Origin of the sequence: Chelativorans sp. AA-79, from assembly GCF_029457495.1 — a bacterium.
Taxonomy (GTDB): Bacteria; Pseudomonadota; Alphaproteobacteria; order Rhizobiales; family Rhizobiaceae; genus Chelativorans.
Genome location: NZ_CP120361.1, coordinates 1,938,333 through 1,963,939, shown reverse-complemented (window position 1 = coordinate 1,963,939; position 25,607 = coordinate 1,938,333). Strand labels below are relative to the sequence as shown.

The following is a 25,607-nucleotide window of genomic DNA, read 5'->3' as shown; positions in this document are numbered from 1 at the left end:
GATAAGTGTTCCAGACCGATCGATAAGCATCGCCGCCGGTGTTCCCTACGATCACCCAACCGGATCACGATAGGGAAGCCGCATGCCGACAATCACCGTCTCCTCCGTCATCGACGCGCCGGTCGAGAAGGTCTGGGCGCGCATCCGCGATTTCAACGGCCTGCCCTCCTGGCATCCGCGCATGGTCAAAAGCGAGATCGAGGAAGGACGCCCCGCCGACGAGATCGGCTGCGTGCGCAAGTTCCAGATCGCCTCTGGCGCGACGATACGCGAGAAGCTGATCGCCTTTTCCGACGCCGAGCACTCCGTCAGCTACAGTATCCTGGAAACGCCCCAGCCCATCAGCAACCACCGGGCCACGCTCTCCTTGCGGCGCGTCACCGACGGCAACCGGACCTATGCCGAATGGACGGCGATCTTCGATGCGCCGCCTGAGGAAGCCGACAAGGTCGCGGAAGGCATGGGCGCCAATGTGTTCCAGGGCGGCTTCGACGCGCTGAAAGCCCATTTCGCAGAGAAGGCTTGAGGAGGCGGTCATGGCCCTGACGCTCCAGACCTTCCCGACCGCGGATGCCGCCAGTGCCGCGCTCGCGGCCGACGGCGCTTCGCGGTACCTGGGCGGCGGCACCCTTGTCGTGCGCCAGGCCAATGAGGGCGACCTGTCCTTCTCGACCTATGTGCGCGCGACGGATCCCGCGCTCTCGGCAATCACGGTTGACGACGGCCAGGCGACGCTAGGCGCTTCCGTGACGATAGGACGGATCATCGCCGACGGGCGCCTCGCGCACATTGCCGAGGCCGCAAAGAGCGTCGGCGGCCCAGCGGTGCGCAATATGGCGACCGTGGGCGGCAATCTTTACGCACCCGCCCCCTATGGCGACCTTGCCGTCGCGCTGCTGGCGCTGGATGCAATGGTCGAGATCAACGGCGGGCCGGTCCCTCTTTCGGCCTTTCTCGCGGACCGCTATGGAACCTACGCGCATTCCGTGCTGAAGAGCGTCAGCTTCGCCCTGCCGGCCGCTGGCGGCCTGCGCTTCCTAAAGGTCTCGCGCGTCAAGCCGAAGGGCGTCTCCGTGGTGACGATCGCCGCTCTTCTGGAGGAGACGGACGGAACGATCTCCAGCGCCCGCGTCGCCTATGGCTGCATGGCCGACCGGCCGATCCGGGCGCAGGCGGTGGAGGCCGAGCTCGCCGGCAAGCCGCGGACGGCGGACGGCATTCGTGACGCCCTGACTATGGCGACCGACGGCACCTCGCCCATCACCGATGCGATCGCGAGCGCATGGTACCGCAGTCAGGTCCTGCCGGTGCACCTGGGCAGGCTGCTGCTCGCGTAGCAGGGATATGGGAGGAGGCGATGGCCAAGGTTCCGGTACAGTTCACGCTGAACGGCGAGGAAAAGGCGGAGTTCGTCGAAAGCGGCTCCACGCTCTTGAAGGCGCTGCGCGAGAAGATCGGCGACATGTCGGTGAAGGGCGGTTGTCACCAGGGCACCTGCGGAAGCTGCTCCGTCATCATCGACGGCGAACTCAGGCTTTCGTGCATCGCTCTGGCGGAGACCTGCAGCGGTGCGGCCATCGAAACCACCGCGGGGCTTGCCCGCGGTGGCGTGCTCCACCCGCTGCAGCGCGCCTTCCATGAAGGATTTGCCGCGCAATGCGGCTTCTGCACGCCGGGCATGCTGATGGCCGCCAAGGCGCTGCTCGACCGCAACCCGTCACCGAGCCGCGAGGATGTGGTCGACGCCATCGGCGGCAACATCTGCCGGTGCACCGGCCACGAACCGATCATCCAGGCGATCCTTTCGGCCGCGCGCGCCAATTCCGTCAACGCGGCGTAGGGCCTAGGGAGAATATCATGGAGGTCCGCAAATCCTATTTCGCCGACGAGCGCACCGACGATCTCAAAGAGATCGGCCAGCCGCGCCTGCGCGTCGACACGCTCGGCCATGTTACCGGCACGACCGCCTATTTTGCCGACCGCAACTTTCCGGGACTTCTGCATCTGAAAATGGTGCGCAGCCCCCACCACCATGCCCGTATCCGCGGCATCGATCTATCCGAGGCCGAAAAGCACCCCGGCGTCGCGCGCATCCTGACGGCCGCCGACGTACCGCATAATGTCTACACGATCCTGACCCTCATCCAGGTGGGTCCGGAGGATGAGACCGTGCTCGCCACCGACAAGGTGCGCTGGAAGGGCGAGGCGGTCGTCGCCGTCCTCGCCAACAGCGAGCGCGCCGCACAGGAGGCGGCCGCGAAGGTGAAGGTCGACTACGAGGTGCTGCCAGCGGTCCTCAGCATCGAGGATGCGCTGAAGCCGGACGCGCCGATCGTCAACGAGTATCACGGCCAGAACTACTACCGCTACGACAGTGGCGAATGCCGCAAGGTGCGCTTCGGCGATGTGGAGGCCGGCTTCGCCGAGGCCGACCACGTGCTGGAGGAGACCTACTCCTCGGGCCCGATCGAGCACGCGCCGACGGAGACGACGGGCTGCGTCGTGGCGCCCGAAGGCGACGGCCGTTTCACCTGCTACACCAACACCCAGGCGATGTTCTTCACGCTCGACAACACCTCGATCATTCTTCAGATGGACGGCGCCAAGCTGCACATGGTCGGCGGTACCGTCGGCGGCGGCTTCGGCGGAAAAGTCGATGTCATCGTCGAGCCGATCGCCATCCTCGGCGCGAAGCTCACGGGAAGGCCGGTCTCCTTCATCTACAGCCGCGAAGAGGAGATGCAGATCTCCTCGCCGCGCGCCGCCGAGAAACTCGTCATCAAGGACGGCGTCACACAGGACGGGCGCATCGTCGCGCGCTACGTCAAGGCCTATATCGACGCCGGCGCCTATTCCCGCCATTCGCCCTACGGCGCGCAGAAGTCCGCCGCGCATTTTCCCGGCCCCTACACCGTGCCGAATGTCTGGGTGGACAGTTATTGCGTGTACACCAACCGCACGCCGTCGAGCGCCATGCGCGGCTTCGGCGTGACCATCGGCGACTTCGCGCTGGAAGTGCAGATGGACAAGCTCGCCCATCTGATCGGCATGGACCCGCTCGAGTTCCGCTTCATCAACGCCTATCGCGACGGGGACATGAAGGCGCACCGGCAGGTCACCGAGGGTGCCGCGCTCATCGAATGCATGCAGGAAGCATCCCGCATCGCAAATTGGCCGGTCGCCGAGAGATACATGCGGATGTCGTCCGCCACGAGGGAGGGCTGAACCATGGCTTTGAAGAGGGGCCGCGGGGTGGCGGCGGTGAATTACCCGACAGGCATGAACCTCGGCGGCGACCCGACTCAGGCGCTGGTGCATTCCACGCCCACCGGCAACTTCATGGTCTCGCTGTCCTCGGTCGATCTCGGCCAGGGCATGAAGCAGATCATGACGCAGATCTGCGCCGAGACGATCGGCGTGCCGACGGACCGCGTGGTGATCGATACCGCCGATACGGACACCGGCCCGCACTGCATGGGCACCTTCGCCTCGCGCGGGACGCACCGCGCCGGCAATGCGGTCATCCAGGCGGCGAAGGAAGCCCGTCAGGTGATGCTGGAGGTGGCGGCCGAGGAACTGGAGACGGATGCCGCCGACCTCGAAACGGACGGCCAGGGCAACATCCATGTGAAAGGTGCACCCCAGCGCTCGATCTCGATCTTCGACACCGCCCTCGCCGCCCATTTCAAGCATGGGCGCTCGATCTCCGGGCGCGGCATGTTCCTCGTGCCCCGCTCCTATCCGGACACCGAAACGGGCGCGATGAAGCCCTCCACCTGCTATGCCCATGCCTGCACGGTGGCCGAGGTGGAGGTGGACGACGAGACCGGCGAGGTGAGCGTGCTTACCGTCAAGAACGTCTTCGAGATCGGCCGGGCGCTCAATCCCAAGATGGTGGAACAGCAGCTCGTCGGCGGCTCCTGGATGGGCATGAGCCACGCGCTATACGAGACCACGGAGCCCTATTATCCAAGTCGCGAGCACGGCGGGCGCGACTTCAACCAGTATCTGATGCCCGGTCCCGGCGATCTCGCCGAAACCGAGATCGTCGTTTTGGAGCGGCCCGCCGCGGACGGCCCCTATGGCGCCAAGGGACCCGGCGAGATGTGCGCCAACCCACAGATCCCCGCCATTGCCAACGCCATTTTCGATGCCGTGGGGGTGCGCATTGACACGCTGCCGATCACGCCCGAGCGGGTTTTGCGGGCGCTGCGGCAGAACGCCGGCGCGGCCCATTGAGTGGTATGATGGGCGGAGAGGCGGCAAGTGACGTCCTGAGCTCGCCCGAAGCGGTCGCCGAGCGCTTCGGGCACTGCCGCTACATCGCCGACGAGCCGCTCGCGACGGCAGTCTTCCTTGCCATCCGGCTCGGCAAGCCGCTTCTATTGGAAGGCGTGCCGGGCGCGGGCAAGACGGAAGCGGCGAAAGCCGTGGCCGAAATCCTTGGCCGCGACCTTATCCGCCTGCAATGCTACGAAGGCATCGACGCCCAGCACGCCCTTTATGAGTGGAACTATCAGCGCCAGCTCCTGGCGATCCGCCAGGCGAAGAAGGCCGAGACCGACATCTATGAGGACCGCTTCCTGATCGAGCGTCCGCTGCTGCGCTCGCTCCGCAACCCAGCGCAAACCGTGCTGCTGGTCGATGAAATCGACCGCTCTGACCACGAATTCGAAGCCCTGCTCCTCGAATATCTCTCCGATTTCCAGATATCGATTCCCGAACGCGGTACGGTGCGGGCAGGCGAACCGCCGATCGTGATCCTCACCTCCAACCGCACGCGTGAACTGGCGGAGGCGCTCCGCCGGCGCTGCGTCTACCATTGGATCGCCTATCCGGACCTCGCCCGCGAAACGGCCATCATCCTGGCCCGCGCCGCCGACGTGGCCGAGAAAACGGCAGCCGCCGTCGCGCGCGCCGTCAGCACCATCCGCTCGCGCCCGCTCGCCAAGCCGCCCGGCATTTCGGAAGCCGTCGAATGGGCGAATGCCGCGACGGTGCTGGAGAAGACGGGCAGCCCGTGGCCGGAAGCCTTCCGCCGGGCGATCGGCGTCCTTCTCAAGGACGAGGAGGATCTCGCCTATATGCAAGAGGAGCTGCCGCGCATCCTGGAGGAGTCGCTGACGTGGGGCAGGCCGTGACGGCGGATCACCAGAGCCAGCCAGGTTCCCGGTTGCCGCGGGAATGCGCCCCCTTCCTCGACTTCGTCCAGACGTTGCGGCGGCACGGCTTTTCCGTCGCGCCGGACCAGACGGTGAGCTTTCTGGCGGCCGTCGCCCTGCTCGGCCCGAAAAGTATGGAGCATATCCGGCGCGCCGCCATCGCCACGCTCGCCCCGCCGATCGACAGGCAGGCTGCCTTCGACGCCCTCTTCCGCGCCGTCTTCTTCGGAAAGGGCCGCGTGGCGGCCATGCGAAACGAGGATGAGGAAGAAACGGTCGTGAAGGATGGAGGCGGCGCCGAGGCCGCTGCGGAACCTCTCCTGGAGCAGGAAAAGAGCGGCGCCCACGCGTCCGCGACCGAGCGGCTCTCCACGCGCGCGTTCGATGATACGGAGAACGCTTCGGGAGCTCTCCAGCGTCACCTGCCGGACGCCCTGCCCCGCCGCCGGACCTTCCGGCACCTTCGGACCCGCTCTAAGGGCATGGTGGACCTGCGCCGCTCGTTCCGCGATATCGTGCAGGCGGATGGCGATCTCGCCGCCCCCCGCTTGCGCCGCCGCAAGGAGATTGCGCGCCGGCTGCTGCTGATGATCGACATCTCCGGTTCGATGCGGGAGCAGACGGACGGACTTCTGGCGCTCGCGCATGCGGCCGTGCAGGCGGCACCGGGCACCGAAATCTTCACCATCGGCACCAGGCTGAGCCGCATTACGACGGCGCTCAGAACCCGCGACCGGACCCTGGCCCTCGAACGCGCGGCGGCATCGGTCGACGACTGGGACGGCGGAACGCGCATAGGCCCGGCGCTCAAGGCGTTTCTGGCCGTGCCACGCTTCGTGGCGCTCGCCCGCGGCAGCCTGGTCGTACTCGCTTCGGACGGTCTGGAGCGCGGCGACCACGCCGACTTCGAGAGCGCAATGCGCCGGCTCGCCGCCCTCGCCCACCGCCTGTCACTGGCGACACCGCTTGCCGGCGATCCGCGGTTCCGGCCGGAAACGGCAGCGCTCGCGTCAATCCTGCCCTGGCTTGACGATCTCGTCGACGGCTCGTCCGATGACGCGCTGGCACGCTTCATCCTGTCGCTCGGCCAGCCCGCGCCCAAGGCGGCAATCCTATGGAAGGAGAAAGCCCATGCAGCCGGTCATTGACTCGCATTTCCATATCTGGCGGCGTGCCGACCTGCCCTGGCTCAGCGGCCCGATGGTGCCGCGCATCTTCGGTCCCTATGAGCCGATCCGGCGCGACTATGCAATCAGCGAATATCTCTCGGACCTTCAAGGGCTGGGTGTGGCCAAGGCTGTCTACGTGCAGACCAACTGGGCCAAGGAGGATTTCGAGAAGGAGGTCGCCTGGGTGAGCGAGACGGCTGAGGAAACCGGCTGGCCGCAGGCGATCGTCGGCTATGCGGACATGACGGTGGAGGATGTTCGCCCCCAGCTGGACAGGCTCAAGGCGTACCCGCTGGTACGCGGCGTACGCATGCAGCTGCACTGGCACGAAGTGCCGGAATACCGCTTCGCCCCCGGGCCCGACCAGGTCATCGATCCCGCCGTGCGCCGGAGCGTGGCACGGCTCAAGGATTACGGCTTCTGCTTCGACCTGCAACTCTTCCCGGCGCAGATGAAAGCGGGCGCGGAATTCGTCGCCGAAAACCCGGAGACGGATTTCATCCTCACCCATTGCGGCATGCTGGTCGACGACCGGCCGGAAACCGTCGACGCGTGGAAGGACGGCCTCGCCCACTTCGCGCCCCTGCCGAATCTACACGCCAAGCTCTCGGGCCTCGGCACCTTCATGCACCGGAACGATCCGGACCTCATCGCCCTCGTCGTCGATACCGCCATCGATATTCTGGGTAGCGAGCGGCTGATGTTCGGCTCCAACTTCCCGATCGAAAAGCTCTGGACGGACTACGCTTCCGTGCTCTCCGCCCACCGCGCGGCGGCCGAGCGGCATGGCGAGAAGGCCGTGGCGGACATCATGCACGACACGGCCGCACGCATCTACCGGCCGGCATAGGCGGGGTCAGCCCCGTCTACCCGTGCCTGATCTCGGTGCCCAGGACCTTCAGGCATTCGCGCATGAAGGCGGCCAGTGCCGTCCAGCCCTTCGCCGAGACCATCTTCCCGTCGACAAGCGCCTCGGTGGGCGACAGGTCGACATAGGTTCCGCCGGCAAGCCTCACCTCCGGCTCGCACGCGCCGAGCGCCCCAACCTTTTTGCCTTCCACCACACCGTCGACGGCGACGAGGATCTGGACGCCGTGGCAGATCGTGAAGATCGGCTTGTCGGCCTCGTGGAAATGCCGCACGATTGCCTGGATACGCTTGTCGGTGCGGATGTATTCGGGGCCGCGACCGCCCGCGCAATAGACGGCGTCGTACTCTTCCGGCCGGACCTCCGAGAAGGTCTTGTTGATGACGAAGTCATGCCCCGGCTTTTCCGTATAGGTCTGGTGCCCCTCGAAATCGTGCAGCGAGGTCTTGATCACCTCACCCGCATTCTTGTCCGGGCAGATCACATGGACCGTATGACCGACAGCCTCCATCCCTTGCTGGAAAACAAATATCTCATATTCTTCGGTGAACTCACCCGTCAGCATCAATATCTTCTTGCCCGGCATCGCTCATTCCTCCCTTGATCTATCCCAGGTCACTGTCCCGTACCCACCGGTACGCTTCTCATGCGCTCCGCGAGAATCACGCGCTCAGATATCCGCGGATGTGGCGATAGCCTTCCCGATACACGATGTCCGGGCTTTCAGCGAAATCGCGCCAGACCTTGGTCGCCGCCGCCAGATCGGGGAGCCCGCGCCCGAAGGCCTCGATCGTCAGCCAACCATCGTAGTCGCTGTCCCGGATGGCGGCGAAGGTCTCCGCCCACGGGATATTGCCCCGCCCCGGCACGCCGCGGCTGTTCTCGGAAATGTGGACATGAACGATGGTCTCCACATTCCGGCTGAAGGCGCCGATCGGATCCTCCTCCTCGATATTGGCGTGGAAGGTGTCGTACATGGCGCGGATTCTGGGATGGGCGATCTCGTCCAGGTGCGCGGCAAGCGCGTCCATGGTGTTGACGAGATAGCATTCGAAGCGGTTGAGCGCCTCGAGCCCGATCGTAACACCTCGCGTCTCCGCATAGTCACCGATGATCCTCTGGGATTCGACCGAACGGCGGAACTCGTCCTTCGTCGGCCCCTCGCCGGAAAAATGCCCGAGCGTGGAGTGAAGCGGTCCGCTGAGGACGCTGGCGCCGAGCGCAGACGTACAGTCGATGGCCCATTGCATATGGGCGATGCCCGCCGCGCGTTCTCCGGCATCGGCGGAAATGAGGTTCTTGGCGGGATCGCCGATTGCCGAAACCGCCGTGCGCTCGAGGCCGATCCGGTCGAGCAGCGCGCCGAGGCGGGCAAAATCCTCAGGATCACCCTCGAAAACGGGAATCTCCACCCCGTCGAAGCCGGTCGCCTTGATGTCGCGCAGGACATCCTCGTGCTCCCGGGTGACGTTCGTCGTCCAGAGGAACATGCACATGCCGATCTTCATCGCACTGCCTCCCAATCTGGTAATACCAAACGGAACAATCGGGTCAAGCGATGAAAAAGCTAAGACCATCTTCGCGCATTCGCTTTTCTATGCAATTCATTGATTCTTTTGTATTTATATCTACGACTTCCAAGCTCCAGCCAAATCCTTGTGGACTGGATGAGAATGCGATAGAGATGAAAACGGGAGATATTGGTCACACCAGATTTCGGGTGCGGCTTTGCGGAAGGGCGGATGTTCCGGCTTTCCCGGATGTTCGGAGATTCGAGGGAGGAGGTCGACGGTGCATCTTTCGACACACAATTGGATGCGGGCGGAACCGCTGGAGACGACGCTGCGCCGCATCAAGCGGTTCGGCTATGAATCGATCGAGATCTCGGGCGAGCCGAAGCAATACGAGGCCACGGAGACGCGTGCCCTGCTCAAGGAACACGGCATCCGCTGCTGGGGTGCCGTGACGCTGACGCTCGGCGAGCGCAATCTTGCGGCCAAGGACGAAGGCCAGCGCGCGCGCACCGTCGACTACGTGAAGAGCGTGATCACCATGGTTTCCGAGCTCGATGGCCAGATCGTCACGCTCGTGCCGGCGACGGTCGGCAAGGTCGTTCCGGATGCCACCGAGGAGGAAGAGTGGCGGTGGGTCGTCGACGCCACCCGGGAATGTTTCGACCATGCGCAGAAGCAAGGCGTGCGGATCGCCGTCGAGCCGCTGAACCGCTTTGAGACCTACCTCTTCAACCGCTGTGCGCAGGCGCTGGCTCTGGCCGACGCCGTCAGCCCCGAATGCGGCGTCTGCCTCGACGCGTTCCACCTGAATATCGAGGAGGACGACATCTACGACGCGATCCGGCTCGCAGGCCCGCGCCTGTTCGATTTCCACATTGCCGACAACAACCGCTTTGCCGCCGGTCTCGGCCATCTCGACTGGCCGAAAATCATCGGCACGCTCAAGGAGATCGGCTATGACGGCGCGCTGACGAACGAGTTCGTTGCGCCGGTGGACCGCACGCCCGCCGCGAAATACCCGGACATGGTGGAGCGCGATCCCGTCGACATCCCGCCCGAGCAGCTGAAATTCATCCAGGATCACGGCTCCAGCCTGCTCACGGAGACGTTCTATTCCGACCAGATGCGCATCACGGCCGAGACGATCCTGCCGCTGATCCGATGAGCGCATGAAATGCGGATCAAATCGGCACAGGCGTGGTGGGTCAGGATACCGATCGAGCCAGATCGCCAGCATCGCAGCGACTTCGGCCAGTTGCAGACTTTCGACGCTGCGATCCTGCGCATCGAGACCGATGACGGGCTGACAGGCTGGGGCGAAGGCAAGAACGCCGCCGGCAGCGCCGGCAGCTATGCCGCGCTGGTTCATCTGCTCAACCACGAGATCGCGCCCCGGCTGATCGGGCGCGATCCCGCCGACATCGTCCAGATATGGGAGATGCTCTATAACGGCGTGCGGTACGAAGCCGCCGCCGCCCAGGGTCATGCAATGCCCGAACTCTCGCGCCGGGGCCTGTCCGTCGCGGCGATCAGCGCTGTCGATATCGCGCTTTGGGACATCCTCGGCAAGTCGCTCGGACAGCCGGTATGGCGCCTGCTCGGAGGACGCAAGGCGGACCGGCTGCCCGCCTATGCTTCAGGCGGCTGGGCGCCCGCCGACAGGATCGGCGAGCAGTTGCAATCCTACCTCGCCGCCGGCGGGTTCCGGGCGGTGAAGATGCGCGTGGGGGTCATGGACGGCGCGCCGCACATTTCCGCGGCAAGGGTGAAGGCCGCCCGCGCCGCGCTCGGCCCCGACATTGAGCTGATGGTCGATGCGCACGGGACCTACACAGTGGCCGAGGCAAAACGCTTTATCCAACTCGTGTCCGATTGCGACCTCGCCTGGTTCGAGGAGCCGGTGAGCGCGGATGATAAAGCGGGCATGGCCGAGGTCCGATCGAGCGGCCCGGTGCCGATCGCCGCGGGTGAATCCGATGCGACGCGTTTCGCGTTCCGCGATCTCGCGGTCCTGAAGTCGGCCGACATCTTCCAGCCCGATCCGGCCTTCTGCGGCGGCATAACCGAGGCGATGCGCATCGGCGCGATCGCCAGCGCATTCAACTTGAGGCTTGCGCCGCATCTGTGGGCTGGCGCGCCTTGTTTCTTTGCCGGCCTGCATGTATGCGCAGCTTCGCCGTCGAGCTTCACCATCGAGTATTCGCTCGGCGCAAACCCGATGATACACGACCTCGTGGAGGATGACGTGTCGGTGGAGGACGGCATGATCGAAATCCCCGACCGTCCAGGCCTTGGCTTCACCATCGCGGAAACGGTTCTTGAAGCTTACGCGCAGAGAAGCTGAAACATGAAAGAAAACAACCTCCTCCCGGATCTGGCCGCCTATCTCTACGCACACTCCAAAACGGACAGCGGGCGCCTTCCGTCCGAACGGGAGCTTGCCGAGCATTTCTCGGTGAGCCGCGGGCAGATCCGGGAAGCGCTGGCCATCCTGGAGGCCATGCGCATCGTCGAGCGTCGCGCCAAGTCCGGCATCTATCTGACGACGAACGAGGCGAGCGTGGAGGCGATGGCACTGTTTGCCCGTGCCGGCGTTCCGCTCGATCCGGTCCAGATTTATGAGACGGTGGAGCTCAGGAAGATCCATGAGATCAAGGCAGCCGAGCTTGCCTGCGAAAGGGCGACGGAAGAGAACTTCGAGCGGCTGCGGGAGATCCTGAAGTCCTCGGAGGAGAGAATAGCCGCGGGCAAGGGTCTTGCGCGCGAGGACCGTGATTTCCACCTCGAGATCGTGCGTGCGACGAAGAACAGCGTCTTCCACAAGGTCTGCAGCGTCTATTACATCATGGGCGAACAGCGCCTGCCGATTTATTTCGGCGATCCTGACCGCGGCCGTCGTTCCCATGCCGAGCACATCCAGATCTTCGAGGCTCTCCTGCGAAGGGACGGCAATCTGGCGCAAGCGCTCATGAGCGCGCACCTGACCGGAGCCGAGAGCTACTGGAAAGGCCTGATCGGCACGCCCGGCGCGGACAACCCGGATGCGTTCCAGATGGAGGCCGCAAACGCGCGGGCTTAGTCGACGTGCCGGTCATTTTCTCGACGCATAATCTTCACCCCCACGCTCTGGGAATTCTGAAGCAGGCCGGCGAGTTTGTCCTTGCGAGCGCGCCCGATCAGGGGACCCTGCTTCGCGAAGGCCGCGAGGCCGACATCATCATCGTGAGGGCCCCCCTGCCCGCAGCGCTCTTCGATGATCCGCCGCGGCTGCGTGCAGTGATCCGGCACGGAGCGGGATTGGATATGATCCCGGTCGAGGCCGCGACCGAGGCGGGCGTTCTCGTCGCCAACGTGCCGGCCGTGAATGCGCCGACGGTGGCCGAACACGTGATCATGGTCACCCTGGCGCTGCAGCGGCGGTTCCGTTTGGTCGACCGCGATCTGCGTCAAGCGGGTTGGAATGCGGGACGGGCCCATGCCGACCTGGGCCGCGATCTCGCCGGGCGGACAATGGGCATCGTTGGCATGGGCGCGGTCGGGCGCGCGGTGTGCCAAATCGCCCGATCGGGTTTCGGGCTCAACGTTATCACGGCAACCCGCAGTTCCACCTCGCTTCCCGAAGGCGTTCTCAGGGTCGATCTCGATACCCTGGTCGTTCAGTCCGATGTGATCGTGCTATGCTGCCCGCTGACGGCCGAGACCAGAGGGCTCATCAACCGCGAGCGCATCGGGCGGATGAGGCCCGGGGCCCTGCTGATCAATGTCTCGCGCGGCCCGGTCGTCGACGAGGCAGCTCTTGTGGCAGCCTTGCAGCAGGGATCGATCGCGGGTGCTGCGCTGGACGTGTTCTCAACCCAGCCGCTGCCGGCGGACCATCCTCTGCTTGCACTCGACAATGTGATCCTCACGCCTCACGCGGCCGGAATCACCGACGACTCCATGATGCGAATGGGCACTGGAGCCGCTGAAGAGGCGGTGCGGGTTCTTTCCGGAGAACTTCCCGTGAACTTCTGCAATCCCAAGGCCGAAGCGCGCTACCGTCTGCGGTTTCCTGCAAGCGCCTGATGTCGGGATTTCGTCACGCGGGATAGGCGAGACTCTTGCCCGTCCCCCCGTCGAACAGGATCACCTTGTTGGGATTGCAGGAGAACTGCACGGCCTCGTCGATCCGAAGGTTCTGGTGCGCCGGTGTCGTCAGCCGGATCACGCTGTCACCGGCATGCAAAGTGACGATCTTCTCGACACCGTAATTTTCCACGTCATGCACTCTTGCCTGTGCAGGGGCACCGCTTTCGAGGAACATGTCCTCGGGCCTGATCCCGAAAATCAGGTCACGGCCTTCCATACCGCCGCTGAGCGTCGCGATCGGCAGATTGAAACCAGCCTCCGCCACGGCATTTCCGCCGCTGATTGCGCCGTGGATGAGATTCATCGGCGGGGAGCCCACCGAACGGGCCACGAACGTGTTCTTCGGTCTGGAGTAGATTTCCGAAGGGGTGCCGACCTGGACGAGCCGGCCACGGTCGAGAACGCCGATCCGGTCGCCCATGGACATGGCCTCGATCTGGTCGTGCGTGACGAACAGGAATGTCGCGCCGAGATTCATCTGGAGATTTTTTAGCTCGGTGCGCAGCGCCTCGCGCAGCTTGGCATCGAGCGCCGACAGCGGCTCATCCATGAGAAAGACCCGCGGCTTGCGCACGATGGCCCGTCCTATGGAAACGCGCTGCATCTCGCCGCCGGAAAGGCGGTCGGTCTTGCGGTCGAGCAGGTGGTCGATGCGCAAGGTCTTCGCGACGCGCTCCACGCGCACTTTCATCTCGGCCGGCTCGACGCGGCGGATTTTGGACTTCAAAGGGAATTCGAGGTTCTCGCGCACCGTATAGCGCGGATAGAGCGAATATTGCTGAAGCACGAGCGCGACGTCGCGTTCGGCCGCCCCCCAGCTGCCGACGTCAACCCCGTCGATCAGCACGGTTCCCGCGGTCGGCTTCTCCAGCCCGGCCACGATGCGCAGCGTGGTGGTCTTGCCGGCACCCGTCTCGCCGAGCAGCACGAAGAACTGGCCGTCGGCCACTTCGAGGTCGAGCCCTCGAAGCGCGGTGTTGGCACCGAAGGTCTTCGTGATGTTTTTCAGTTCGATATGCGCCATCGCCTACAGCCTCACTCCGAGCGACTTGCCGCTCGTTGTATCGAAGAAGTGCGCCTGCACGGGATCGATGCGCGCATGCACCTGTTCTCCCGCCCTGGGCACGAAACCTGCCGGCGTGCGCGCCCGCAGCATGCCCTCGCCAACCTTGAGGTCGACGATGTCGTGCGAGCCGAGCGGCTCGATGATCTGCGCTTCGACCGGCAGGTAATCCTCGCGCGGCTCACGCGAGACCAGGACCCCCTCCGGTCGGATGCCGAGGGCGAGAGCGCCCTCGGATGCATGCCCGTTCAGCTTCGACAGAAGTTCGCGCGGAAACGGGAACCCCGCAGTCGTATCATCGAGAACGACACGCACGGCACCCTCTTCCTCCCGCACGCGCGCGGGCATCACGTTCATCACCGGACTGCCGACGAACTGCGCCACGAAAAGGTTCTGCGGGTGGGCATAGACCTCCTCCGGCGTGCCGACCTGCTGGAGCACGCCTTCATGCATGATGACGATCCGGTCGGCGAGGCTCATCGCCTCCACCTGGTCATGCGTGACATAGATGGTGGTCGATCCCTGCTTGACGTGCAGGCGCTTGATCTCGGCGCGCATCTCCTCGCGCAGCTTGGCGTCGAGCGCGCCGATCGGCTCGTCCATCAGCATCGCTTTTGGCTGGCGCACCAACGCGCGGCAAATCGCGACGCGCTGCATGTCGCCGCCCGAAAGCGCCGACGGCCTGCGGTCGAGCAGATGCGTAATGCGCAATGTTCCCGCGACCCGCTTCACCTCGTTGTCGATGTCCGACCGGCTTGTCCGCATGGCGCGCAGCGGAAATGCGATGTTCTCGTACACGGTCATGTGAGGGTAAAGCGAGAAGGACTGGAACACGAAGGCGATGTCGCGGTCCGCGGCCTTGAGATGCTGAACCCGACGCCCATCGATGAGGATGTCGCCCTCGTCGATCGTTTCCAGGCCAGCGATGGCGCGAAGCGTCGTGGTCTTGCCGCAACCCGACTGGCCGAGCATGACGATGAACTCGTTGTCCTCGATCACGAGGTTCATGTCCTTGATGACCTGGAGGTCGCCGAAATATTTCTGGACACCGTTGAGTTCGATATGGGTCATGCCTTGCCCTCGCGATGGTCGGAGACGTCGAACACGTCGTCGGAGACGTCCTCCTCGGTCCCCACCGATCCCGGCCCGATATGCGAGGTGATGATGAATGCGACAAGCCCGATCAGGATGATGGTGACGCCATAGCGGTGCAGGAAGAATATCCAGGGCTGGCAGAGCGCCACGATCCCGAAGATCATGAGCCACATCGAACCTGGCTCGAGATAGCGCCGGTTCATCTCTCGAAAAGTCATTTGCGGATCGCTCCGAAGGACATGCCGCGCAGGAGGTGATTGCGCAGGAGGAAGGTGAAGATCGCGACCGGCAGCAGGAACAGGAACGTGCCCGCGGCGATGACGGTCCAGTCCGGCAGGCCGGAGCCGACCTGGCTTGGAATGAAGGGCGGAGCGGTCTGCGCCCGGCGGTTCGTCATGATCAGCGCGAAGGCGTACTCGTTCCACGCGATGATGAAGCAGAAGACTGCCGTGGCCGCGATGCCGGTGGCGGCTTCGGGCAGCACGACCTTGAAGAAGGCCTGGAGCCGCGTGTAGCCGTCGACAAGTGCGGCTTCCTCATATTCCCTCGGTATCTCGTCGATGAAGCCCTTCATGAGCCAGACGGAGAAGGAGAGGTTGAAGGCGGTGTAGAGGATGATCAGCCCGATATGGGTGTCGTTCAGCCCGAACCAGCGGTACATCAGGAACATCGGTATCGCCACGACCACCGGCGGCAGCATGCGTGTCGACAGGATGAAGAACAGCCAGTCCTGCTCACCGGCCACCTTGAAGCGCGAGAAGCCGTAAGCCGTGAGCGTGCCCATGCCGACCGCGAGGACCGTCGAGGAAATCGCGATGATGATCGAATTCATGAAGCGGTCGGGATAGGCCGACATCTGCACTTCGCCGCGGCCGGACCGGACGATCTTCTCGCCATCGTCGAGAACGATCCGCTCCCACCAGGGCGCGGCTGCGTATTCTTCGGCCGTCGGTGGCTCGCGAAGCTGCGAACGGCGCACCATCAGCTTCACGAACGGCGCGATTTCCGGCTCGAACAGGACCGTCGGCGGAATCGTGGTCGCCAGGTTGCGCGGCTTGAAGGCTGTCGAGGCGATCCAGTAGATCGGCGCCAGGAATATGATCGTCACGATCAGGACGGCGACAATGGCCAGTCTGTTGAGCGCGACTTCGGAGGTTGTCTTGACGGCGGCCACCTCAGCGCTCCTTCACCTTGTTCAGGTATTTGACGTAGATGTTGGTGATGGCGACCACCATGATCAGCATGATGTAGGCGAGTGCGGAGGACATGCCGGTCTGCCATTCCTGGAAAGCCATCTTGTAGAGCCGGATCGAGATGAGTTCCGTGGTCGGCTGGCTGGTCAGGATGTAGGCCAGGTCGAAGGTCTTGAAGGCTTCCATGGTACGGAAGATGATCGCGATCATCAGGATCGGCGCCACCAGCGGCAGCGTGATGCGGAAGAAGGTGTAGAAGGGCCCCGCCCGGTCGATCGCCGCCGCCTCGTAGAGATGCTTCGGTACGGCGGACAGGCCGGCCAGCGACAGGAGCATCACGAAGGGCGACCACATCCAGATGTCGGTGATCGCGACGGCGTAGAGCGCCATGTCCGGATTGGACAGCCATTCGAAGCGGCCGAGACCCAGCGCATAGTTGATGATGCCGAAGGACGGATCGTAAAGCAGCTTCCAGAACAGGCCGACGACCGCCATGGACAGCATCATCGGCAGGAGCAGCAGCGTCGTCAGGAGGCCCTTGAAGGGGATCGCCCGGTTGAGCAGCATGGCGACGCCGAACCCGACCACCACCTGCCCTGTCACCGAGACGACCACATATTTCGCGGTGATCGCGAAATTGGTCCAGATGAAGGGGTCGTTCAGCAGTGCGCGGTAGTTGGCCAGACCAACGAAATTCGCAGGCGCATTGGTGGATGCGCGGAAATCCGTGAAGGAGTAGCCGAGCGAGTATAGCAGCGGAAAGATGTTGAAGATGATCAGGAAAAGGATCGTCGGGATTATGAAAAGGTTCCGGATCGTCAGATCGCTCCAGCCGCGCGCGGCGGCACGCGACTGCGGATCCAGCCGTGTAATAACTTCAGTCGCCAAACTCTCCTCCTCCGAGAGTGCGCCGCACAAGCGGCCCGACAGAATCGGCGGCGAAGGGGGCTGAAAGCCCTCTTCGCCTACTTGCATCACTCGTAGCGATTGTACTTCTCGAACGTCCCCTTCCAGTCCGTCGCAAGCGCGTCGAGCGCTTCCTTGGCCGTGCCTTCCCCACCTACGATGTAGGGGTAGATGCGCTGATTCATCTGGATGAGAAGCTCGGCATATTCCGGCGTCGCCCAGAAGTCCTTCACCTTGAACATGGTCTGGTAGAAGGCCTCGTTGTAAGGGGTCGCATTGCGGAACTCTTCCGATTCCAGCGTCTTGGCATGCGCGGTGTAGCCGCCGAGTTCGGCCCAGCGCTTCTGGACGTCGTCCTGGATGAACCATTCCAGGAACTTCATCGCTTCTTCCTTGTTATCGGAATAGGAGACGATCGAGATCCCCTGCCCGCCGAGCGCGGCGAACTGGTCGCCATCCGGACCCTCCGGATTGGCGAAGAAGCCGGTCACTTCGGCATTGGGGTTCGACGCCTCGTTCACGAGTGCCGGGAAGAAGGCGAAGTAGTTCATGCTCATTGCGGCCAGGTTCTCGGTGATGGCCTGGTTGTTCTCCACGAAGAAGGTCTTGGCCCAGCCCGGAGGCGTATAGCCGTAGAGCTCACGATACATCTCGAGCGCCTTGACGTTCTGCTCGGAGTTGATGATGCCCTCGACCTCGTAGGTCTCGTAGTTTCCCAGCTCGCCGCCATAGGAGAAGATGGCGTTTTCGACACCCATGACGAGGCCGTCATAGGAATTGTCGGTGTAGATGGCGATCCCGTAGCGATTTTCGTCCGGACGGTGGAAGAACTCGGCGATGTCGCGCATCTGAGCCCAGGTCTGCGGCGGGGCGAGGTCGTAGCCATACTTGGCCTTGAACGCCTCCATCTCCTCCGGGTCCTCGAACCAGTCCTTGCGGTAGGCCCAGCCCACCGCGTCGCCCTCGGCCGGAATGGCCCAGTACTTCCCGGAATTGGCCGGATATTCGGCATAGTATTTCACTGTCGCCGGAGCCATCACTTCGTTCAACTTGTGCTTGTTGAAGAACTCCGTGAGGTCCACATAGTGCCCCGCCTCGGAAGCGGCGCCCAGCCACTGGGAGTCGCCGACGACCATGTCGTAGGCGGAGCCTCTCGCATTGAACTCGGTGAAAGCCTTCGTCTGGAAATCCTGCCAGGGCGTCGTCTCGACCGTGACCGCTACACCGGTCTCGGCTTCGTATTCATTGACGAGTTCCTGCAGATAGTTGGCCGGATCCCATTCGGCCCAGAAGATCGTCAGTTCCTGCGCGCTTGCTGATGCCCCGAAGGCAAACAGCGATATGCCCGCAAATAGGCCCTTCATTCCATTGCGCATGATGTTCCTCCCATTCTTGCGCCTGAAACGGTTGCTGGCCACCCCACTTGTGCCGTTGTGGCGACAGGTCTCCTCACCTGTTCGCCAGTTCTCTGCGAGGCGACTTCTCCTCCTTCTTCCCGATAATCTGGTAGTACCAAATTGCAATTTCAGTCAAGCCACTTGTCGCGTCAGGCTACGTGGGGTTGTTTGAAAGGCCCTGCTCCAAAACACCATGGTTTCGGCTGTCTATCAGTCGAACCCAACGCAAGCCCCACAGACGGATGCGCGGCAGCATACAACCACGCAGATACCCGATCTGGTCCAACCAGATTGACCTGTGTTTCTAGCCCCCCTCATCCTTGTGGCGCACTGTCGCCCGCACCAGTTCCAGTGCGGCCCAGGTCGCCACCTTCTCGGATTCCTTGCTGTCGAGGCCCCAGATATCCTTGAGCACCACCAGGGCCTCGATGCCGAAGATCAGCGACAGCGCCTGGGCGAGCCGGTCGACCTCTGCCTCGGGCAATTCCCCACGCAACGGCTCCAGCGCATTGCGCAGGAGTTCCACGCGGTGCCCGCGCATGAACTGCGGCTCGCCCTCCGGCGCCCCCGACTTTCGCTGCGCCCACTGGTCCAGCGAAAGCTTCAACGCGGCCTTGAACGTCGCCTCGAACTCGTCGATGCGCGGCAGCGATGTGCGGAACAGACTCTCGATCCGCTCTGCGGCATCGGACGACCGATCCTTCCATTTCAGAATTGGCCCCAGGGCCTCGTCCACCACGGCATCGACCAGGGCCGCCTGGCTAGGGAAGTAGCGATAGGCGGTTGCCCGCGACACCTCCGCCGCTTCGGCCACGTCGCTGACGGACGGCGTCACACCCGCCTGCATAAGCTTGATTGCCGTCTCGAGCATCAGTCGGCGGGTCCTCGCCCGCGGGCCGCGTTCGCTTTCCTCCAGCAACTCGGTTGATTGACGTGAGATATCCATATCATTATGATACTCGCGTCTCAAAAATTTGCAACAGCCGGCAGAAGCTGCCGCCCCAGGAAGGGCGGAAGAAGAAAACGAGCAGGCAAGGGAGGTTGCTTGAAACGGGTCTATGTCGTCGGCACGGCCGATACGAAAGGGGAGGAGCTGGCATTCCTCGCCGCCCTGGTCGAGGCGCGCGGGCTGCCCGTGGTCCGTGTCGACGTGGGCACGCGTCCGTCCCCTTCGAAGATGGACGTCCCGGCGGCGGAGGTGGCGGCCTTTCATCCCGACGGCCCGGCGGCGGTTCTCGGCCTGGACGACCGCGGAACGGCGGTCGCGGCGATGACCACGGCCTTCAGCCGCTTCATCGCCTCGCGCGGGGATATCGGCGGGGTGGTCGGCATCGGCGGCGGCGGGGGCACCGCGATCATCACCGCCGGAATGCGCATGCTGCCCTACGGCCTCCCGAAGCTGATGGTCTCCACCCTCGCTTCCGGGGACGTGTCGCCTTATGTCGACATTTCCGACATCGTCATGATGCCCGCGGTCACCGACATTGCGGGGCTGAACGGCCTCAGCCGCGTCATCCTGCACAACGCCGCGGAGGCGGTCGCGGGAATGGCCGCGCATCCCGCCGACCGTAGCGAGACCAGGCCGGCGATCGGCCTCACCATGTTCGGCGTGACCACGCCCTGCGTCACCGCGATCGCAGACCGTCTGCGCGACGACTACGACTGCATGGTCTTCCATGCCACGGGCACGGGCGGGCGCACGATGGAGAAGCTGGCCGACAGCGGCATGCTGGCCGGCTTCATCGACATCACGACCACAGAGGTGTGCGACCTGCTCTTCGGCGGCGTCCTCCCGGCTACGGAAGATCGCTTCGGTGCCGTCGCCCGCACGCGCCTTCCTTATGTGGGCTCGGTCGGCGCGCTCGACATGGTGAATTTCTGGGCGCCGGAGACCGTGCCGGAACCGCTGCGGGCCCGCAATCTCTACAAGCACAACCCCAACGTCACGCTGATGCGCACGACGGCGGAGGAGTGCCGCGCCATCGGCGTGTGGATCGGCGCGAAGCTCAACGCATGCGAGGGCGAGGTGCGGTTCCTGATCCCCGAAAGAGGCATTTCCGCGCTCGATATCGAAGGCGGCGCCTTCTTCGATCCGGAGGCCGACGCGGCCCTGTTCCAGGCGATCGAAGCGACCGTCCGGCAGACCGCCCGGCGCAAGATCGTGCGCCTGTCGCTGCACATCAACGATCCCGCCTTCGCCGAGGCCGCAGCCTCCACCTTTCTCGAATCCATCAGCACTGAGAGGCAAGATGCCCGCAATTCCACGTAGCCAGGTCCTCGAGACGTTCCGCAAGATGATTGCCGAGGGCAAGCCCATCGTCGGCGGCGGGGCCGGAACGGGCCTTTCCGCCAAGGCCGAGGAGGCGGGCGGCATCGACCTCATCATCATCTACAATTCGGGCCGCTACCGCATGGCGGGACGGGGCTCGGCCGCCGGCCTGCTCGCCTACGGGAACGCCAACGAGATCGTGAAGGAGATGGCAGTCGAGGTTCTGCCGGTGGTGAAGAAAACGCCGGTGCTTGCCGGCGTCAACGGGACGGACCCCTTCGTGCTGATGCCGCGGTTCCTTGGCGAGCTGAAGGCGATGGGCTTTTCCGGCGTGCAGAATTTTCCGACGATCGGCCTCTTCGACGGGGTGATGCGCCAGAGCTTCGAGGAAACGGGCATGTCCTACGCGCTGGAGGTCGACATGATCGCCGCCGCGCATCAGCTCGATCTGCTGACGACGCCCTATGTCTTCAATCCGCGCGAGGCGGTCGCCATGACGCGCGCCGGCGCGGACATTGTGGTTGCCCATATGGGGGTCACCACCGGTGGCACGATCGGGGCCTCGTCGGCCAAGTCGCTGGACCGGTGCGTGGAGGAGATCGACGCCATCGCGGCCGCGGCCCGGACCGTCCGCGAGGACGTGATCGTGCTTTGCCACGGAGGGCCGATCGCGATGCCCGAGGACGCACGCTATATCCTCGAGCGCTGCACCGGCATCCACGGCTTCTACGGCGCAAGCTCGATGGAGCGCCTGCCGGCGGAGGCGGCGATCCGCGACCAGACGGCAGGCTTCAAGGCTCTGCCGCTGCGCAAAGGCATATGAAAGTCCAGGGAGGAAAGCGAGATGAGTGAGAACGGACGGCAATTCTTCATCCAACCTGGAGAGGTGGATGCCTTCGGCTTCGATTGGGGAAAGCTGGCGCTGACGGTCGGGCCGGAGGTCAACGGCGCCAGGCGGTTCTCCGGCGGCGTGGTGGACGTGAACCCGGGCGAAGGCCATGCGCGCCACAACCATCCGGGCGCCGAAGAGATCATCTTCGTGATTTCGGGCACCGGCGAGCAGATGGTCGAGGACGAGAACGGCAGTCCCGTCACGCGCGAGGTGGGGCCGGGCTGCACGGTCTACGTGCCCGAAAGCCGTTATCACTCGACGCTGAACACCGGCAACGGCCCGATGCAGCTCTTCGTCGTCTATTCACCGGCCGGTCCGGAACAGGCGCTTCGCGATCTGCCCGGCTTCCGCCTGCTGAAAGCCGGCAAGGCGTAAGGCTGCAAGCCTTGGGTGTAGGCAGGCGTGGCCTTTCCAACCCGCTGTCCGCATCCTATGCCGTCGCGCCCCGGTTCCACCCCCTGCCCCGCTCGCCGAACATCTCGTAGCCGTCGGCCGTGACCGCCAACGTATCCTCGAGCTTGATGAACCCCCGGGAAGGGTGAAGCATCGTCGTCTCCACCGAGAGGACCATGCCGGCCTCCAGCGGGCGGTCGGCATCCACACCCTCATAGGTCACCGGGTGATTGGTCATCAGAAACGGTACCTCATGGGTGATGAGCCCCATGCCGTGGGCGAAGAAGTCGGTGAACTCTGCAACCTTCGAGGCTTTGAGCGCACCCTGCCCGTGGGCGATCACATCGCCGCCGCGCACGCCCGCGCGAATCTTCGAGAATGCCGCCTGCTGGATCCGCTCCACCTCGCCCAGCAAATCCTCCAGTTCGGCATCGGGATCACCCAGCACACCCATGCGACACAGATCGCCGATATAGCCGCGACAGTTCCCGCCCGAATCGATGGAGAGCACATCCCCCTCCCGCCAGGCCTGGTCTGACGCAGCCCGGTTGTGGCTCGATCCGAGGGTGAGAAGACAGTATTCGAACTGCAGGCCGCGGTTCGTTTCCTCCCGTCGCAGCCGCTCGATGATCTCGGTCTTTGTCGTTCCCGCACGCGCCCATGCGATTGTCGCGATCATGGCATCGGTGATGAGCTCGGAGGCCCTCCGCAGCTTCTCCAGCTCTTCCGGCGCCTTCACGGCACGCATCCGCTCGAGCACGCCCGTCGCGTCCACGAAGGTCGCGCCCTCCAGCCGTTCGCCAAACAGTTGGTAGGCATCCACCGGCAGGAAAGATGGCTCGATGCCGATGCGTCCGGCGCCCTTTCCGATCTTCCTCAGATGCTCGACCGCACAGGCGGCCGCATCCAGCGCGCCCCAGGCCGCAGGATGAAAAGCTGGCGTCCAGAATGGATGGTTCTGATGCTCGCCACACTCCATCCGGTTCGCCACATAGGCGGAATCTTCGACACGCCCTTTGTTGTAGATGACGATGGGCAGGTACCTGCTATGCCCGATCGCGTCCATCGCCGAAAAGAAAATGAATCTGTAGCCGCCCAGCAAATACTGCGTGTTGTGCTTGGAAGTGGCGAGGAGGACGTCGATGCCGGCCTCTTCCATCAGTGTGTCAAGCCGGCTCGTGTCAAATGGTGTCACGATACGGGTCGTGCGAAGCGCGTCGACATTCATGACAGTTCCTCCTCGGCGGGCCTCCAGCCCTTCTGGTCGGACCAGTTTCGCACATTGAACGTTGGATCGTCCAGAGCTCCATGCGGGCTCCGTTCATGCGTTCGTCCAGGGCTGGACTCATTTCATCCGTCGCGGTTTCGCACGACGACCTGCAAGCTCCGGTCGTCGGAAGCTAGTCGCGCGCGGCCCAGTTCAGGCCGCGGCGCAGGATTGTGCGCATCTCCGGCACACCGAATTCCGCCGCCACGTGGCCGAGCGTGGAGCAGAAGACGCGGCCTCTTCCGTGCCTGCGCTTCCAGACGACAGGCATGACCACGCCCTCGATCCAGGGGGCGTGCTCGCCCGAGAAAGTGGTGGTGGCCAGCACCTCGATCGATGGGTCGACATGCATGTAATACTGCTCCGACCGGTAGGCAAAGCTCCGCAGCCCCTCCATGATAGGGTCGTCCGGCCGGGTGATATCGACACGATAGTCGACGATGCCGCCCGGATGCGCCACCCACTGGCCTCCGACCATGAACTGGTAGTCGACGGCCTCGCGGAACGCGTCCGCCATTCCCCCGTGAAAGCCACCGAGGCCGACGCCCGCCTCAACGGCGGCCGTCAGGTTCGAGACCTCCTCCTTCTCGATCTTGGACATGGTGAAAATCGGCACGATCAGGCTCAGTTCCCTGATCGCCGGATCCGCGAAGGCCTCGGTCGAGTCTTCCGTGTGGACCTCGAAGCCGTCTTCCTCCAGCATTTCGCGGACGATCCCGGCGCACTTTTCGGGCTCGTGCCCGCTCCAGCCGCCCCAAACAATCAAAGCCTCTCGCATGGTATCCTCCCGGATCGGTGGACACGGTGTAATGCGGATCTCGCCCTGGAGCGAGCCACCTCATGGCTGAGGTCGCCCGCTACGAGATGGGCAATGTCTTTGATCCGGCCTACACCATGGCCTACCGTATAGAAGAGCGGATTGTCAGAGCGGAAGACCCACGGACCCCGACGGCGCGGCGACGTCATGTTCCGCCCCCGATAGGCCGGCTGCCTCATCCGCGCCGCAAGCGGTCAGTTGAAGATCGCGTCATATTCGTCCTTCAGCATGGCGATGGCATCGTCGGTCGTCATCGACGGATCGCCCTGGAAGGTGAACATCGTGTTCCAGACGGAGTTGATCCAGTCGGAATCGCTGATGTAGAAGGGATTGAGCACCCAGAAGTCGTCCTTTGCAAGCGAATCCAGGACAAGCCTGTTGCAGGCATCGAGCTTGTCTTCCGGTGCGTCGACACGGACGGGGGTGGAGCCCTTGAAGGAAGCGAATTCTGCGTTTTTGACCGGGTCGACGGCGATCGAAGCCAGTTCGAACTCAGCCTCCATCTGCTCGGGCGACACCGGATCGCCGCCGAGTATGCCCATGGAATCCACCGTCACCGACAGCGCCTTGGTGCCCGGCAGGTTGATGCAGTTGTAGTCCTGGCCCAGCACCTTCCCGCTCGCCTTCCATTGCCCCTTCATCCAGTCGCCGTGGAAGTGCATCAGCGTCTTTCCGGAGATGACCGTGTTGGTGGATTCGTTCCACTGCCGGTTCACCCAGCCCTCGTCGGCCTGGGCCGTAATGCGCCGGAACGCCTCGATGGCGTCGCGCAGGCCCTCGTCCTCGAAGACGGTTTCGTCCGGCTTGCCGCCCTCATCGACCCGGTAGAACTTATTGTACACATCCGGCCCGCCGATGCCGGCCATCAGCGCATGGAACAGGTAGCCCGCCTGAAACGTGTTGCCGCCCATCGCCATGAAGTTGTAGCCGGCCGCCTTCACCGCCTCCATATCGGCGAACATCTCGTCGAAGCTCGTCCATGAGGTCGGATCGACGCCGGCGGCTTTCGCCACCTCCATGTTGTAATAGATCATGCCGTCGATATGGATGCCCGATGGGATCTTGCGCACTTCGCCGTCCACCTTGATGGCCTCGCGGACGGCCGGCGGGAATTTCTCCGTCGCGCCGATCTTGTCGAAATGCTCGCCGACCGTCTGCCCAAGCCCGCGGTCGCGGATGTCGCGATAGACGTCCGCGTTGCCGGTCAGGAAGATGTTGGGCGGCGTTCCCGCGATCACGAGTGCCACGATGGGGCCACCGGCGCCCGACTGCTCGTGCGGGACTGCCAGTTCCTTGATGGTGTGGCCCTTCGCCTTGAGCGCGTCGACGAACACGTTGAGCGCAGAAATCTCGCTTTCGTTGGACCAGGAATGGAACATCGTCAGGTCCGCTGCCTGCGCCGCCGCCGATGCAACGCTCATGGAGAGCGCCAGATACACGCCTTTAAGAACGGATTTCATTGTCATTTCCTCCC

General features: G+C 63.9%; 27 protein-coding genes. 15 read left to right on the top strand and 12 right to left on the bottom strand.

All coding sequences use genetic code 11. The features are described 5' to 3' along the window. The first annotated feature begins 82 nt into the window (after positions 1 to 82). From PVE73_RS09495 to PVE73_RS09460, 8 genes are read left to right on the top strand one after another with little or no spacing between them, the layout of a single operon-like run. Positions 83 to 526 carry an SRPBCC family protein gene (locus PVE73_RS09495; protein WP_277366700.1) on the top strand — a complete coding sequence of 148 codons (444 nt, stop codon included), beginning with the start codon at positions 83 to 85 and terminating at the stop codon, positions 524 to 526. Between the two features lie 10 nt (positions 527 to 536). Beyond that, complete coding sequence (locus PVE73_RS09490) at positions 537 to 1,337, top strand: FAD binding domain-containing protein (RefSeq protein ID WP_277366699.1); 801 nt, start codon at positions 537 to 539, stop codon at positions 1,335 to 1,337. Positions 1,338 to 1,357: 20 nt separating this feature from the next. Next, entirely contained in the window at positions 1,358 to 1,840 is a 483-nt protein-coding gene (locus PVE73_RS09485; protein ID WP_277366698.1) for a (2Fe-2S)-binding protein, read from the top strand. 17 nt (positions 1,841 to 1,857) lie between these two features. After that, positions 1,858 to 3,225 (top strand): xanthine dehydrogenase family protein molybdopterin-binding subunit, encoded by a 1,368-nt coding sequence (locus tag PVE73_RS28240; protein WP_346772409.1) that lies wholly within the window; start codon positions 1,858 to 1,860, stop codon positions 3,223 to 3,225. A gap of 3 nt (positions 3,226 to 3,228) precedes the next feature. Next, positions 3,229 to 4,239 (top strand): molybdopterin cofactor-binding domain-containing protein, encoded by a 1,011-nt coding sequence (locus PVE73_RS28235; RefSeq protein ID WP_346772408.1) that lies wholly within the window; start codon positions 3,229 to 3,231, stop codon positions 4,237 to 4,239. Between the two features lie 8 nt (positions 4,240 to 4,247). Beyond that, positions 4,248 to 5,141: a MoxR family ATPase gene (locus tag PVE73_RS09470; protein ID WP_277367398.1), complete on the top strand. Its 894-nt coding sequence runs from the start codon at positions 4,248 to 4,250 to the stop codon at positions 5,139 to 5,141. Then, a complete protein-coding gene (locus PVE73_RS09465; protein ID WP_277366697.1) occupies positions 5,126 to 6,310 on the top strand; it encodes a VWA domain-containing protein in 1,185 nt (394 codons plus the stop codon). The genes PVE73_RS09470 and PVE73_RS09465 overlap by 16 nt, the downstream gene beginning before the upstream one ends. Next, positions 6,294 to 7,181 (top strand): amidohydrolase, encoded by an 888-nt coding sequence (locus tag PVE73_RS09460; RefSeq protein ID WP_277366696.1) that lies wholly within the window; start codon positions 6,294 to 6,296, stop codon positions 7,179 to 7,181. Before PVE73_RS09465 ends, PVE73_RS09460 begins: the two co-directional genes overlap by 17 nt. A gap of 16 nt (positions 7,182 to 7,197) precedes the next feature. Here PVE73_RS09460 and PVE73_RS09455 read toward each other — a convergent pair whose 3' ends face one another. Together PVE73_RS09455 and PVE73_RS09450 are read right to left on the bottom strand one after the other, a co-directional pair. Beyond that, positions 7,198 to 7,785 carry a DJ-1/PfpI family protein gene (locus PVE73_RS09455; RefSeq protein ID WP_277366695.1) on the bottom strand — a complete coding sequence of 196 codons (588 nt, stop codon included), beginning with the start codon at positions 7,783 to 7,785 and terminating at the stop codon, positions 7,198 to 7,200. A gap of 76 nt (positions 7,786 to 7,861) precedes the next feature. Next, entirely contained in the window at positions 7,862 to 8,707 is an 846-nt protein-coding gene (locus tag PVE73_RS09450; protein WP_277366694.1) for a sugar phosphate isomerase/epimerase, read from the bottom strand. A gap of 283 nt (positions 8,708 to 8,990) precedes the next feature. Here PVE73_RS09450 and PVE73_RS09445 point away from each other — a divergent pair, with 283 nt between their 5' ends. From PVE73_RS09445 to PVE73_RS09430, 4 genes are read left to right on the top strand one after another with little or no spacing between them, the layout of a single operon-like run. Then, positions 8,991 to 9,878 carry a sugar phosphate isomerase/epimerase family protein gene (locus PVE73_RS09445; RefSeq protein WP_277366693.1) on the top strand — a complete coding sequence of 296 codons (888 nt, stop codon included), beginning with the start codon at positions 8,991 to 8,993 and terminating at the stop codon, positions 9,876 to 9,878. Between the two features lie 9 nt (positions 9,879 to 9,887). Then, positions 9,888 to 11,057 carry a mandelate racemase/muconate lactonizing enzyme family protein gene (locus PVE73_RS09440; RefSeq protein WP_277366692.1) on the top strand — a complete coding sequence of 390 codons (1,170 nt, stop codon included), beginning with the start codon at positions 9,888 to 9,890 and terminating at the stop codon, positions 11,055 to 11,057. 3 nt (positions 11,058 to 11,060) lie between these two features. Continuing rightward, a complete protein-coding gene (locus PVE73_RS09435) occupies positions 11,061 to 11,792 on the top strand; it encodes a FadR/GntR family transcriptional regulator (RefSeq protein ID WP_277366691.1) in 732 nt (243 codons plus the stop codon). 5 nt (positions 11,793 to 11,797) lie between these two features. Then, a complete protein-coding gene (locus PVE73_RS09430) occupies positions 11,798 to 12,778 on the top strand; it encodes a hydroxyacid dehydrogenase (RefSeq protein ID WP_277366690.1) in 981 nt (326 codons plus the stop codon). 13 nt (positions 12,779 to 12,791) lie between these two features. On the opposite strand, the gene PVE73_RS09425 is transcribed toward PVE73_RS09430, so the two are convergent. The 7 genes from PVE73_RS09425 to PVE73_RS09395 form a co-directional block, all read right to left on the bottom strand. Then, a complete protein-coding gene (locus PVE73_RS09425) occupies positions 12,792 to 13,865 on the bottom strand; it encodes an ABC transporter ATP-binding protein (protein ID WP_277366689.1) in 1,074 nt (357 codons plus the stop codon). A gap of 3 nt (positions 13,866 to 13,868) precedes the next feature. After that, positions 13,869 to 14,975 carry an ABC transporter ATP-binding protein gene (locus PVE73_RS09420; protein ID WP_277366688.1) on the bottom strand — a complete coding sequence of 369 codons (1,107 nt, stop codon included), beginning with the start codon at positions 14,973 to 14,975 and terminating at the stop codon, positions 13,869 to 13,871. Beyond that, on the bottom strand, positions 14,972 to 15,217 hold the full coding sequence (locus PVE73_RS09415) for a hypothetical protein (RefSeq protein WP_277366687.1): 246 nt from the start codon (positions 15,215 to 15,217) through the stop codon (positions 14,972 to 14,974). Before PVE73_RS09415 ends, PVE73_RS09420 begins: the two co-directional genes overlap by 4 nt. Further along, positions 15,214 to 16,173 carry a carbohydrate ABC transporter permease gene (locus PVE73_RS09410; RefSeq protein WP_277366686.1) on the bottom strand — a complete coding sequence of 320 codons (960 nt, stop codon included), beginning with the start codon at positions 16,171 to 16,173 and terminating at the stop codon, positions 15,214 to 15,216. Before PVE73_RS09410 ends, PVE73_RS09415 begins: the two co-directional genes overlap by 4 nt. Position 16,174: 1 nt before the next feature. After that, entirely contained in the window at positions 16,175 to 17,080 is a 906-nt protein-coding gene (locus tag PVE73_RS09405; RefSeq protein ID WP_277366685.1) for a sugar ABC transporter permease, read from the bottom strand. An 86-nt stretch (positions 17,081 to 17,166) separates the two neighbouring features. After that, the gene (locus PVE73_RS09400) at positions 17,167 to 18,474 is read right to left on the bottom strand and encodes an extracellular solute-binding protein (RefSeq protein ID WP_277366684.1); all 1,308 of its coding nucleotides are present in this window, start codon (positions 18,472 to 18,474) and stop codon (positions 17,167 to 17,169) included. A 325-nt stretch (positions 18,475 to 18,799) separates the two neighbouring features. After that, positions 18,800 to 19,441: a TetR/AcrR family transcriptional regulator gene (locus PVE73_RS09395; protein WP_277366683.1), complete on the bottom strand. Its 642-nt coding sequence runs from the start codon at positions 19,439 to 19,441 to the stop codon at positions 18,800 to 18,802. Between the two features lie 99 nt (positions 19,442 to 19,540). Between PVE73_RS09395 and PVE73_RS09390 the strand changes: the two genes are divergently transcribed. Genes PVE73_RS09390 through PVE73_RS09380 form a run of 3 tightly spaced genes read left to right on the top strand, consistent with a single transcriptional unit; the run spans position 19,541 to position 22,031 of the window. After that, positions 19,541 to 20,764, top strand: a complete 1,224-nt coding sequence (locus PVE73_RS09390) for a Tm-1-like ATP-binding domain-containing protein (RefSeq protein ID WP_277366682.1) — start codon at positions 19,541 to 19,543, stop codon at positions 20,762 to 20,764. Next, positions 20,745 to 21,587, top strand: coding sequence for a phosphoenolpyruvate hydrolase family protein (locus PVE73_RS09385; RefSeq protein ID WP_277366681.1), 843 nt, complete (start codon positions 20,745 to 20,747; stop codon positions 21,585 to 21,587). Before PVE73_RS09390 ends, PVE73_RS09385 begins: the two co-directional genes overlap by 20 nt. A 21-nt stretch (positions 21,588 to 21,608) precedes the next feature. Next, positions 21,609 to 22,031, top strand: a complete 423-nt coding sequence (locus PVE73_RS09380; RefSeq protein WP_277366680.1) for a cupin domain-containing protein — start codon at positions 21,609 to 21,611, stop codon at positions 22,029 to 22,031. Between the two features lie 55 nt (positions 22,032 to 22,086). Here PVE73_RS09380 and PVE73_RS09375 read toward each other — a convergent pair whose 3' ends face one another. From PVE73_RS09375 to PVE73_RS09365, 3 genes are all read right to left on the bottom strand, one after another. After that, a complete protein-coding gene (locus PVE73_RS09375; protein WP_277366679.1) occupies positions 22,087 to 23,277 on the bottom strand; it encodes a Xaa-Pro peptidase family protein in 1,191 nt (396 codons plus the stop codon). Positions 23,278 to 23,449: 172 nt separating this feature from the next. Continuing rightward, positions 23,450 to 24,094, bottom strand: coding sequence for a ThuA domain-containing protein (locus PVE73_RS09370; RefSeq protein ID WP_277366678.1), 645 nt, complete (start codon positions 24,092 to 24,094; stop codon positions 23,450 to 23,452). Between the two features lie 233 nt (positions 24,095 to 24,327). Beyond that, on the bottom strand, positions 24,328 to 25,593 hold the full coding sequence (locus PVE73_RS09365) for an ABC transporter substrate-binding protein (protein ID WP_277366677.1): 1,266 nt from the start codon (positions 25,591 to 25,593) through the stop codon (positions 24,328 to 24,330). Between the last annotated feature and the right edge of the window lie 14 nt (positions 25,594 to 25,607).